The 11040-nt window shown below is 68.3% G+C and carries 15 protein-coding genes; 4 read left to right on the forward strand and 11 right to left on the reverse strand.

The genetic code is table 11. The features are described 5' to 3' along the window. Positions 1-285 precede the first annotated feature (285 nt). Positions 286-573: a DNA-directed RNA polymerase subunit L gene (locus ACFR9S_RS08440; protein WP_379730832.1), complete on the forward strand. Its 288-nt coding sequence runs from the start codon at positions 286-288 to the stop codon at positions 571-573. A 72-nt stretch (positions 574-645) separates the two neighbouring features. Here the strand turns inward: ACFR9S_RS08440 and hisF are convergent, their stop codons facing one another. After that, positions 646-1461, reverse strand: a complete 816-nt coding sequence (gene hisF / locus ACFR9S_RS08445; RefSeq protein ID WP_379730833.1) for an imidazole glycerol phosphate synthase subunit HisF — start codon at positions 1459-1461, stop codon at positions 646-648. 166 nt (positions 1462-1627) lie between these two features. Here hisF and ACFR9S_RS08450 point away from each other — a divergent pair, with 166 nt between their 5' ends. Further along, positions 1628-1762, forward strand: a complete 135-nt coding sequence (locus ACFR9S_RS08450; RefSeq protein WP_379730834.1) for a DUF7128 family protein — start codon at positions 1628-1630, stop codon at positions 1760-1762. Positions 1763-1881: 119 nt separating this feature from the next. On the opposite strand, the gene ACFR9S_RS08455 is transcribed toward ACFR9S_RS08450, so the two are convergent. The 5 genes from ACFR9S_RS08455 to ACFR9S_RS08475 form a co-directional block, all read right to left on the reverse strand. Further along, on the reverse strand, positions 1882-2328 hold the full coding sequence (locus ACFR9S_RS08455; protein ID WP_379730835.1) for a DUF5796 family protein: 447 nt from the start codon (positions 2326-2328) through the stop codon (positions 1882-1884). A 54-nt stretch (positions 2329-2382) separates the two neighbouring features. Further along, a complete protein-coding gene (locus tag ACFR9S_RS08460; protein ID WP_379730836.1) occupies positions 2383-3171 on the reverse strand; it encodes a DUF5803 family protein in 789 nt (262 codons plus the stop codon). Between the two features lie 10 nt (positions 3172-3181). Next, positions 3182-3874 carry a DUF2110 family protein gene (locus ACFR9S_RS08465; protein WP_379730837.1) on the reverse strand — a complete coding sequence of 231 codons (693 nt, stop codon included), beginning with the start codon at positions 3872-3874 and terminating at the stop codon, positions 3182-3184. After that, the gene (gene tfe, locus ACFR9S_RS08470; protein ID WP_379730838.1) at positions 3874-4395 is read right to left on the reverse strand and encodes a transcription factor E; all 522 of its coding nucleotides are present in this window, start codon (positions 4393-4395) and stop codon (positions 3874-3876) included. Before tfe ends, ACFR9S_RS08465 begins: the two co-directional genes overlap by 1 nt. Positions 4396-4793: 398 nt before the next feature. Further along, positions 4794-5375, reverse strand: a complete 582-nt coding sequence (locus ACFR9S_RS08475; RefSeq protein ID WP_379730839.1) for a tRNA (cytidine(56)-2'-O)-methyltransferase — start codon at positions 5373-5375, stop codon at positions 4794-4796. 93 nt (positions 5376-5468) lie between these two features. Here ACFR9S_RS08475 and ACFR9S_RS08480 point away from each other — a divergent pair, with 93 nt between their 5' ends. Continuing rightward, positions 5469-6407: an NAD-dependent epimerase/dehydratase family protein gene (locus ACFR9S_RS08480; RefSeq protein ID WP_379818421.1), complete on the forward strand. Its 939-nt coding sequence runs from the start codon at positions 5469-5471 to the stop codon at positions 6405-6407. Positions 6408-6413: 6 nt separating this feature from the next. Here the strand turns inward: ACFR9S_RS08480 and ACFR9S_RS08485 are convergent, their stop codons facing one another. The 4 genes from ACFR9S_RS08485 to ACFR9S_RS08500 all read right to left on the reverse strand — a co-directional run bounded on the left by ACFR9S_RS08485 (position 6414) and on the right by ACFR9S_RS08500 (position 9993). Then, entirely contained in the window at positions 6414-6758 is a 345-nt protein-coding gene (locus ACFR9S_RS08485; RefSeq protein WP_379730841.1) for a BsuPI-related putative proteinase inhibitor, read from the reverse strand. Positions 6759-6797: 39 nt separating this feature from the next. Continuing rightward, on the reverse strand, positions 6798-6986 hold the full coding sequence (locus tag ACFR9S_RS08490) for a methytransferase partner Trm112 (protein ID WP_379730842.1): 189 nt from the start codon (positions 6984-6986) through the stop codon (positions 6798-6800). A gap of 49 nt (positions 6987-7035) precedes the next feature. After that, positions 7036-8565 carry a uracil-xanthine permease family protein gene (locus ACFR9S_RS08495; protein WP_379730844.1) on the reverse strand — a complete coding sequence of 510 codons (1530 nt, stop codon included), beginning with the start codon at positions 8563-8565 and terminating at the stop codon, positions 7036-7038. A gap of 108 nt (positions 8566-8673) precedes the next feature. Continuing rightward, on the reverse strand, positions 8674-9993 hold the full coding sequence (locus tag ACFR9S_RS08500; RefSeq protein WP_379730843.1) for an adenylosuccinate synthase: 1320 nt from the start codon (positions 9991-9993) through the stop codon (positions 8674-8676). A gap of 176 nt (positions 9994-10169) precedes the next feature. On the opposite strand from ACFR9S_RS08500, the gene ACFR9S_RS08505 reads away from it, so the two are divergent. Then, positions 10170-10475, forward strand: coding sequence for a hypothetical protein (locus ACFR9S_RS08505; protein ID WP_053948506.1), 306 nt, complete (start codon positions 10170-10172; stop codon positions 10473-10475). Between the two features lie 28 nt (positions 10476-10503). Here ACFR9S_RS08505 and ACFR9S_RS08510 read toward each other — a convergent pair. Beyond that, positions 10504-11040 (reverse strand): DUF7527 domain-containing protein (locus ACFR9S_RS08510; RefSeq protein WP_459077196.1); only part of this gene is annotated, 537 nt, incomplete at its 5' end.

The following is an 11040-nucleotide window of genomic DNA, read 5'->3' on the forward strand; positions in this document are numbered from 1 at the left end:
GGGTCGCCCGCACGACGCCTCCGTGCGCGAACGAGCGCGCGAGGGACGAGTGACTGAGCGACAGCGAAGGAACGAGTCGGCTGGGGAGGCCTGTGGGCTGTGCGGGCGGTGCGGTCACAAGTGGTCATGCTCACTCCGCGGTGCCGTTCGCGGTCGGGGTCGTCGAATCAACGTCTCTGTTCACACCGTGAGGAGACACACACGAACTACGAAACCTAGCGAACAGCCAGAATCCGGAGTATCGGAGACGAAACACTCAAACGCCGACCCCGACAACCGAAACACATGGAACTGCGGGTCATCGAGAAGACTGACGAGGAACTCCGCATCGAGGTCGCCGGCGAGGGCCACACGTTCATGAACGTCCTGAAGGGGACGCTGCTCGAGAACGACGACGTCGCCGCCGCGACGTACGACGTGAACCCCGAGCAGTCCGGCGGCCAGACCGAGCCGATCCTCTCGATCACGACCGAGGGCGACGCCGACCCCCTCGACGTGCTCGAGTCGGCCGCGGGCGACGTAAGCGAGAAGAGCGCGGCGCTGCGGGACGCCTTCGAGGACGCGGCGGCCTGAGACGGCTCTCCGACTACTTCTCTCTAACTACCGTCGATCTGTGCCGTCGCAGATGCCGTGACGCGGTGAGAATCAGATCCGAACCGGGATCCCGCGCTCGGCGAGGTACTGCTTGACCTCCTGGATCGTGTAGTCCTCGTAGTGGAAGATCGAGGCCGCGAGCCCGGCGTCGGCGTCGGCCTCGGTGAACACCTCGTACATGTCCGCCGGCGAGCCACAGCCCGAGGAGGCGATCACGGGCGTCGAGACGGCGTCACACACCGCCGAGGTGAGCGGGATGTCGTACCCCTCCTCGGTGCCGTCCTTGTCGATAGAGTTGACGAACAGTTCGCCCGCGCCGCGGGACTCGGCCTCCTCGGCCCACTCGACGGCGTCGATGCCGGTGCCCTCGCGACCGCCCTTCACGGTACACTCGAACCAGCAAGACTCGCCGTCGATACGCTCGTAGTGTTCGCCCTGCTCGTCGTAGCGCCGGCGCGCGTCGAGCGAGATGACGATACACTGCGAGCCAAAGGCCTCGGCCCCGCGGTCGATCAGGTCGGGGTTGGCGATCGCGCCGGAGTTGATGCTGACCTTGTCAGCGCCGGCCCGGAGCGTCTCCTTGATGTCGTCGGTCGTCCGGATGCCGCCACCGACGGTCAGCGGGATGAACACCTCGTCGGCGACCGCCGACACCGTGTCGAGCATCGTCTCCCGACCCTCCGCGCTGGCGGTGATGTCGAGGAAGACGAACTCGTCGGCGCCGGCCTCGTTGTAGCGCTTTGCCATCTCCACCGGGTCGCCGGTGTAGTCGAGATCCTCGAAGTTGACTCCGGTGTAGACGGCGGGATCGCCGTTCTCGTCCACGTCCACGTCGATGCAGGGGATGACCCGTTTGGTGAGCGTCATTGTGTGGGCTGGGCGGCGTCGGTCGACGGTCCGCGCATACGCCCGCTGGGCGGGCCACCCATTTGCACGTTACGGAAGGAGCGATCGCGCGGCCCGAGCGAAACCCGGCGACGGGAGCGGGCCGACCGCCGGAAGCGATTTACGCCGTCCGTCCACACGTCCGGGTATGGTCGACGCCACGGAGCGCGACGGGATGACGTGGTACCAGTGTGAGCACTGCGGGCTCCTGTTCGACGACGAGAGCGACGCCAGCCAACACGAGGACAACTGCGCCGGCGACGACCCCTCGTACCTCCAGTAGCCCGCGTTATCGGTCGCCGAGTCGCGCCCGGAGCGCCGGGAGCAGCCGACCGATTCGCGCGGGAGTCCCGCGTCGCAAGTCGGCAGTCGACACCGACGAGCCGACGATGAGGGAGACGGCTACGCCGACTCCGACTCCTCGGCGCTCACGATCTCGAAGCTCTGTTCGCCCCAGTCGTCCTCGACGAACACGAACACGCGGCCGCGGGCCACCTCGGGGTCGGCTTCGACCTCGATCCGCCGGCCTTCGAGGTGGCGCGCGGTCACGCCGGGGAACACCTCCTCCTCCTCGCCGGGGTCGATCATCACGCGGCCGACGCCGGTGTCCTCGAGGATCTCGTCCTCGGTCTTGCGGTCGTTGACGTACAGCATCACCCCCTCGCTCTCGGTCGGGTCAGTGACCAGCAGGTGACACTCCTTCCCCGGGCCGGTCCGGACCGAGCCCTCCGCGACGCTGGGGACCCCCCGGTACAGCGTCTCGCGGCCGTCGGCGTACTCGACGACGACGCCCTCCTCACGGAGGTCGATACCGACTGTGTCGGGGGGCACGTCGTTCCGGTTGGACATGCTCCGGCGTAGCGCCCGCGAACGCAAAAGGGCCGCGTCACGCGCCGCCGATCCTCAGCGCATCCCCGGCGGCGGGCCTTCGTCGTCGTCCCGCTCGATGTCGACGTTCAGGCCCATCTCCTCGCGCCGTTCCTTCAGCTTCCGGATCTCCCGGCGGTAGTACGTGCCGCCGGCGACGGCGACGCCGAGCAGGCCGATCACCAGCCCGCCGAACAGCTGCACGTCACGCGGGAGGTAGAACCGCACGGAGAGCCGATCCCTGGTGATCTCAGTCCACTCGATCGTGAGCCGGCCGTCGACGACCGTCTTCGACTCCGCCGAGGGTGCGATCCGGCCGAACAGCGGGATCGACGCCTCGCGGTTCTCGGGCAGGACGACGGTGTAGTTCCCCCCCTCGACGGCGACGGGGTGGGTGAACTGCTTGGGCGTGCTCTCGCCGGAGTACGCCAGCCGGCCGTCCTCGCCCGGCGGCTCGATCACGAGGTGGTTGTTCTGGGTCCGCACGTCGCCGCCGTGGGCGCCGAAGTCGGAGCCGTTGATCGTCGTCCCGTTGGGGTAGCGGTAGCGAAGCGAACTGATCGTCAGCGGCTGGTCGGTGCCCAAGAAGCCGGGGCGAGAGAGCCGGATGCTGTCGTTGACCGCCGAGAGATCGTACACCGCGCGGTAGGTGACGTTGCTGGTGACGGTGATGTGGACCTCGTCCTCGGCGTCCCAGTCGTACGGCTGTGCGGGTGGCTCGTCGAGTCTGTCGGGGCTGGTGGGGCCGCCGCCCAGCCCGCCCATGCAGCCGCTGAGCGTGACGAGTCCGACGAGCGCGACCAGCGCGAGCAGTCGACGGTTCATCCCTCGGTCCTCACGGCACGACGCACTTGAGTTCGGCCGGGAGGTACTCGCCGACGCTGGCGAGCAGCCCCGGCGGGTCGGTGCCCGCGGCGCAGACGACGCTCTGTTCGAGCAGCCCCAGTCGCTCGACGGTGACGATGTCCTGTGCGTGGCCCGCGCGGTTCAGCGTCGCCCGCACCTCGCCGCGAGTCGCGGAGTTGACGTTGAGCCGGCCGCCGGAGTCGGCGCCGTCGCCGTCGTTGCGGGTCCAGTCGTAGAGCATGTCCTGCGTCTCGTCGGCGAGTCGGTGGTCGCCGTCCTCGTCGTAGACGAACCGCAGGGGCGTGTGCTGGACGACGCCGAAGCGGTCCCGGATCTGCGAGCCGTCACCGGGGCCGAGGCCCAGGTCGTCGGCGTCGATTTCGATCGGCTGGCCGGCGTCGAGCGTCCAGCCGGAGTCGCCCCACGAGCGGAGGGTGCCGACGGCGACCTCGCCGTCGTCGAAGTGGTCGGTGATCTCCCCCCAGCGCTCGCGCAGGAGGTTCCGGGCGGCCGTGGCGTCGTCGCCCTCGACGGTGACGGCGACGAACTCGTCGTCCCGGACGCCGACGGTCCAGTCGACGTCGAGGTCTGCGAGGTCGTTGGCGACCAGCGAGTCCAGGCTGTCGAGTGCCCGTTTGCGGGCGCTGCCCTCGACGTAGCACTTGGTTGCGAGGACGACCATCAGGCGGCCTCGACGTTGAGTTCGTCGCGGATCTGGTCGAGCCGCCACTCCATGGCCTCGACCATGCGGGTGTTCTCCATCGCTTCGAGCTGGGTCTCACACTCGGGGCACTCGAAGCCGAACTCCATCGCCTCCTCGAACTCGAAGCGCAGCGAGCAGTTCTCACACAGGTAGAACTGGTGTTCGGTCTCGTACTCGAGGCGCTGCTGCAGCGCGTCGGCGAGCCGGTGCATCTCCTCCTCGAGGTTCTCCGGGATGTTCTCGTAGTGGAACGTCCAGAGGTAGGTGAGCCAGCCGGAGTCCTCGTCGCGGACCCGACGGTAGGCGGCCAGATCGTTCTCGTAGAGGATGAACAGCGCGCGGCGCACGTCGTTGAGTTCGAGGCCGAGCTCCTCAGCGAGCTCCTCGTCCGTCACTTCGCCGTCCGGGGGGGCGGCGGCGACGGGCATCCCCGTGGGGCCGACCAGGTCGTGGAGGTACTTCTGAATCACCGGATCCTCCAAGAGTTCCTCAAAAGCCATTGCGGTGACCTAAAAGTGGCACGCGCTTCAACGTTGTGGGTTCTGGGTCTTCGTTCGAGACGATCGGTTCGAAAGTAGCGTTAGCTGGGTTGTGATCAGCTACTCGGTGGAGACCGAGACAGCGTTGGTCAGAAACGCGGTGAAAGCCCCTGCCCGCTCGACGGCTGCGACTCGCTGCGCTCCTCGGTCACTCCGTTCCCTGCGGTGCTCGCGTCGTCTCGCTCGCCGAGCGGGCAGCCCCTTTCAGTCCCGCCCGCCAGCACAGCCCACGAGCCTCCCCAGCCGACTCGTTCGCTCCCGCTGGTCGCTCACTCGTCCCTCGCGCTCGGCTCGCGCACGGAGGCGCGAGCGCTTCGCGCCACCGCAGAACTGCGGGCGTGCACGTCGATCACTCAAAATCAGGCGTCGTCGTCGGCTTCGTCGACCTCGCCGTTCTCGTCCAGCGTCTCCGGATCCACCACGCGCTTGCCAGTTTCCTTCGGGATCACGCGCTGCTCGCCGCCCTCCCACTCGCGGTCGAGTTCGTCGCCGTCGAACAGGCGATCGAGGAACACGGCGAGGCCCGCGACCTCCGAGTGGGGTTGGTTCGTGACGCCGACGTTCCAGTCCGCGTGGTCGTACACCTCGAACGGCACCTTCTCGCCGCCGACGACGATCAGGATCGGTTCGTCGTGGTGGGTCTCGCGAATCTCCTCCTGAACGGTCTGGACCTCCTCGCCGTACATCGTGAGGTGGACGACCGTCCCCTCCCAGTTCCGGATGATCGCGCGCTGGTCCTCCCGGAGTTCGACTTCGAAGGGACCGCCGAAGCGGTCCGTGATGTCCCGCACCGTCTCGGCGGACTGGCCGGCGTTGTCCGGGAAGATCACGCGGTCGGCGCCAAGCGCGCGGGCGGTGAGGCCGACGTGGGTCGTCATGCGGTCGTCCCGGCCCGGCCGGTGGCCGAACCGGAGCACGCAGCACTCCGGGGCGTCTTGCATACGCCGACGAAACCGCGGCGGAGGGGTGGCGCTTTCGGTTTCCGGGCCGCGAGCGATCGGAACGCACTTGCCCGAACCCGAACAGTCGCGGGTATGGACCTCAGCGGGCAGACCGTGGTCGTGACCGGCGGCGCGGGACTGGTCGGCTCCCACCTCGCGGGGATGCTGGCTGACGAGAACGACGTGCTGGCCGTCGACGACCTCTCGAAGGGCGAGCGCGAGGCGGTTCCGGACGGCGTCGCGTTCGAGCAGGCCGATCTGCTCGACGCCGACGACGTGGCAGGAGTCATCGACGAGGACACCGACATCGTGTTCCACTTCGCGGCCCACACCGACGTGCGCGTCGACGACCCCGAGGAGGAGCGCCGCGTCTTCGAGGAGAACACCGAGATGACGTACAACGTCCTCGAGCGGATGCGCGAGGTCGGCTGTGACGCGCTCGCGTTCACCTCCTCCTCGACCGTGTACGGCGAGGCGCCCCGGCCGACGCCGGAGGACTACGCGCCGCTCGAACCGATCAGCATCTACGGCGCCTCGAAGCTCTCCGACGAGGGCGTGGTGTCGACGTTCGCCCACTCCTACGGCATCCAGTCGTGGGTGTTCCGGTTCGCGAACATCGTCGGCCCGCGCCAACGGGGCAACGTGATCCCGGACTTCATCCAGAAGCTGCAGGACGACCCCGAGACGCTGACGATCCTCGGCAACGGCAAGCAGGAGAAGTCCTACCTCCACGTGGCGGACTGCGCGGCCGCGATCCGCGACGTGGTCGAGCACGCCGACGACGAGTACAACCTCTACAACCTCGGCTCGAAGACCACCACCTCAGTCGTCGACATCGCGGACATCGTCGCTGACGTGATGGACCTCGACCCCGAGTACGAGTTCACCGGCGGCGACCGCGGCTGGACCGGCGACGTGCCGAAGATGCGGCTGGACACGAGCAAGCTCTCGGAGTTGGGTCACGAGGTTCCCGAGGACAGCGACCCGGCGGTCCGACGCGCGGCCGAACAGCTGTACGACGAACTCCGGTAGCCCGACTCAGAACAGGATGGTTTCCTCGGCGCTGAGCTCTCGATCCCGACAGGTGACCTCGCCGACCGCGAGATACTCGCCCGGCTCGGGATCCTGCCACGCGGCGCCGAACGTCACGCTCTCGCCGGCCGGGACCGTCTCACTGCCGAGCACCTGCGCGAACATCTGGTCGGCGTCCGAGCGCCAGACCGGCGAGGCGTCGTCGTCGGCGTCGGCCGGGTAGACGGAGACGCGGACGCGCTGGGCGTCGGGGAAGGAGAGTTCGACCGGCTCGTCACCCGGGTTCTCGACGGTGAGTTCGAACGCGAGTCCGCCGTCGTGTCGCCGGCTGTGGAGGGAACTTTCGAGCACGGTGACAGTTCCACCGACGGGCTGAAAAAGCTTCCCGCGTCAGGCCTCGTCGCGCATGTCCGGCGGCAGCAGGTTCGGGATGCCGTCCTCGATGGGGTAGGACTCGCCGCAGTCGGTGCAGGTCAGCGTCCCGGTGATGATCTCGCCGTCGTCGCGCTCCGCGGCGTCGAGTTCGAGGTCGTGTTTGTCCATCGGGCAGCAGACGATCTCCATCAGCGACTCCTTCATGCGCTGCCTGTCGGACCGGGCGGGGCAAAAGGCTGCGGGTTCCGCGGGGCTACTTCACGTAGCGCTCGTACGCCGACCGGAACGCCCCGGACTCCTCGGTGAGCGCGTCCCACTCGTCGAGGCCGCGTTCGGCGCGGGAGCCGTCGATCGTGTTGTCGAGCACGAACGCGACCAGCCCGCCGACGGCCATCCCCGTGCCGCCGACGACGTACACCGTGTCGGCGACGATCTGCAGCGTCGCGTCGGGGAGGATCGGCGCGGTGAGCAGCGGGCCGACGACCGGCGTCGCCGCCACGCCCTCCGCGAAGGCGGCGGCGCTGCCGACGTTGCCCATGTACGCCGGGAGCGCGAGCCCGACGAACAGCGAGATGCCGACGACGAACGCGTTGCGCGAGGAGTCGAGGTCGACGTGTTTCAGGTTCGAGAGCCCGACCGCAACGATCTGGCCGAACATCGCGACGTAGAGGCCGCCGACGATCGGGTCGGGGATGGTGGTGATCAGCGCGCCGACGTAGCCGACGAACCCCGCGATCAGCATCAGCACCGCGCCGACCTGAATCACGAACCGGGAGGCGACGCCGGTCAGCCCGATGGCGCCGATGTTCTCGGAGTAGGAGGTCGAGCCGTTCCCGGTGCCCATGATCCCGGCGAAGACGGTCGCGATCCCCTCGACCCCGATCCCGTGGTCGATCCGCCGCGCGGAGGGCGCGCGCTCGCCCGCCAGCCGCGCGACGGCGTGGTAGTCGCCGAAGGACTCGATCATCGAGGCCAGCACGCCCGCGAACATCCCGATCACGAACGAGGTCCGGAACGTCGGCATTCCCCACTGCAGCGGCGTCGGCACTTGGATCAGACTCGCGTTCGCGACGACCGAGAAGTCGACGAACGCCGGGGAGTCCGCGGGGACGATCCCGAGCACCGAGAGCGCGGCCGCGAGCACCCACGCGACGGCGATCCCCAGCAGCACGGGGTAGAGCCGGAACGCGCGGTGGGCGTCGTCGACGTACTGGCTGAAGCCGACGATCAGGAGCACCGTCAGCCCGAGCAGCCACCACGCCTGATCGGCGGCGACGACCTGCGGCGCGCTGAACAGCGAGAGGCCGATCAGCGCGATCGTCGGCGCGATCACCACCGGCGAGAGGTACTGTTTCAGCCAGCCCATCACGCCGAGGTAGCCGAGGAGCGCCTCGACGATCCCGCCGACGATGATCGCCCCTTGGAGCGCGAGGATCGCCTGCTCCCAGTTGCCCGTGCCGACGAAGCCGATGATCGCCAGCGCGGGCGCGAGCATCGAGAACGTCGCCCCCTGCACGATCGGGTAGCGGTTCCCGACGACGGTCTGGAGCAGCGTCCCGACGCCTGAGACGACGAAGAAGGTGCCGACGTACAGCGGCTGGACCTCGGCGGGCATCCCCATCGCGGTCGCGAGCGCGAGGGGGACGGCGATGTTCGCGCCCACCATCGTGAGGTAGTGCTGGAGGCCGAGCAGCGCCGACTCGCCCGCGGGCGGCCGCTCGTCGACGCCGTACTCGATATCCCCCGACTGTTCGACCGACTCGGTTCCGGGCTCGCCCGCCATCCCCTCCGGCGGGGTCTCCGGGTTCGGCGCTTCGGTCATCGACTGTCTACCCGGACGGTTCGGCCTCTCCCCTAAATACGGTCCGCATCCGGGGTAGCGCTCGCCGCCCTACCAGGGGGTCTGCCGCTCGACGGTCTGGTCCCGGTCGGGACCGACGCCGACGGCGTAGACCGGGGCGTCGAGTTCGCCTTCGAGGTACTCGAGGTACTCTCGGCAGGCCGCGGGCAGCGCCTCGTACCCCTCGGCGGCGACGGCGCTCCAGTCCTGCTCGCTCCACGTCTCGAACTCGCGGAAGTTCGGCTCACACCGCGCCCACTCCTCGGTCGTCGCGGGCACCGTGGTCCGCGTCTCGCCGTCGAGTTCGTAGCTGTGACAGACCTTCAGCTCGTCCAGCCCGGCGAGCACGTCGACGTGGTTCACGGCCAGCCCGGTGAACGACGAGCGGCGGGCGGCGTGGCGCAGCATCGGCACGTCGAGCCAGCCGATCCGTCGCGGCCGGCCGGTGACGGTGCCGAACTCGCCGCCCTTCTCGCGGATCTCGTCGGCGAGCGCTTCCTCGTCGGCCTCCATCTCCGTCGGGAGCGGCCCCTCGCCGACGCGGGAGAGGTACGCCTTCACGATACCGACGATCTCTCCCGAGCCGACGATACCCGGACCGACGCCGGAGCCGACGGCGGCGCCGCCGGCGGTCGGGTTCGAGGAGGTGACGTTGGGGTAGTTCCCGTGGTCGATGTCGATGCTCGTCCCCTGTGCGCCCTCGAACAGGAGGTTGCCGCCGGACTGATGCTGTTCGTAGAGGAAGTCGCCAGCCTCGACGAGCATGTCGTTCTCGCGGAGGCGCTGGCCGTAGTTGGCGAACTCCGCGACCAACTCGTCCACGTCGAACTCGACGCCGGTGTCGATGCCGAACACGTCCTCCGCGATCGCGCGCTTCTGGGGGACGGTGTACTCCAGCCGGTTCCGGAGCACGTCGACGTCGAGGAGGTCGCCGATCCGGACGCCGCGCCGGCCGGCCTTGTCCTCGTACGTCGGGCCGATCCCGCGCCCGGTGGTGCCGACCTTCATGTCGGTGTCCTCCTTGTCGGCCTCCTCCATCTCGTCGAACACGCGGTGGTACGGCATGATGACGTGGGCGCGCTTGGCCACGCGCACGTCGGGGTCGAGTCCCTGCTCCCGGAGGCTCTCGATCTCGTCGAACAGCGTCCGGGGGTTGACGACGCAGCCGTTGCCGAGCACGCCGGTCTTCCCGCGGACACAGCCGCTCGGGACGAGCGAGAGCTTGTACTCCTCGCCGTCCTCGACGACGGTGTGGCCCGCGTTGTCGCCGCCCTGGTACCGCACGACTGTGTCGGCTTCCTCGCCCCAGCGGTCGACGAGGGCGCCCTTGCCTTCGTCGCCGAGTTGCGCCCCGACGATTGTGACGGTCATGTGCGGCGGTTCAGTAGCCCCGGCTAAACCGATTTCGATGCCGCTATCCGCCCCGGCCGGCCGCGATACCCGCGGTCGGAACGGTTAACTTCGCCCCGTGTGTAGCTATAACACCCAGATCCCCCCGGCGGTCGAGGGGAAGCTTTAACCTCTCGCAAGAGAAGTTAACATACAGCATGATAGATCGACTTGAGAAAGAAGTGGATATGCTGGAGCGGCACCTCCAGGTCCTCCGGATGGTCATCGAGAACGAGCCGATCGGCATCGTGAAGATGTCGAACGAGACCGGCTACCCCCACCACAAGGTACGCTACTCGCTGCGCGTGCTGGAGGAGGAGAACCTCATCGAGCCGTCGAGCCAGGGTGCGATCACGACCGACCACACCGCCGAGTTCGTCGAGGACCTCGACGAGAAGCTGGACGACACCGTCGAGAAGCTGCGTGACATGCGGATCGAGTCGGCGCCGGAAGCCGAGAACTGACGCCTTTCTGCAGTTCTGAAACGCCGGTCTACAGCTCCGGGACGCTGACGTGGAACTCGCCCTCGCGGGTCTCCACGAGACAGAGGTGGTACCCCTCCTTGCGTGAGAGCTTGACGAAGCTCTTGTTCTTGCTGCGCTTCAGCAGCCCGCCGCCGGTGGCCTCCTCGGCGGTCTCGAGCGCTCCCGGCTCGTAGTAGCTCGACGTGACGAAAAACGCCGCCGACAGCTTCTCGTTGCTCTCGGCGACGGGCGTGGCGTTCCGGATCAGCGACTCGAGCATCGGCTCGGTGGCAGGCTCCCGGGAGTCGTTGAGGTCGGTCACGACCAGCGGCTGGCCCATCCGGTCGCGCAGCACCACGTCGAAGGAGACGCTCTCCTCCTCGGCTTCCTCGCCGAGGGTCACGCCGCCGCGGAGTTCGATCCGGTCGATGTCCGGGATGGCGTCGTACAGCGTCCCCATCGAGGTCTGGTTGCGTGTCTCACGTACGTCGTGGACGAACGTCCGGATCAGCCACTCCACGAACCCGTACTCGATAGTGTCGTGGAGCCACTCCTCGAACGGCCG

Source organism: Halolamina salina, assembly GCF_042678005.1.
Classification (GTDB): domain Archaea; phylum Halobacteriota; class Halobacteria; order Halobacteriales; family Haloferacaceae; genus Halolamina; species Halolamina salina.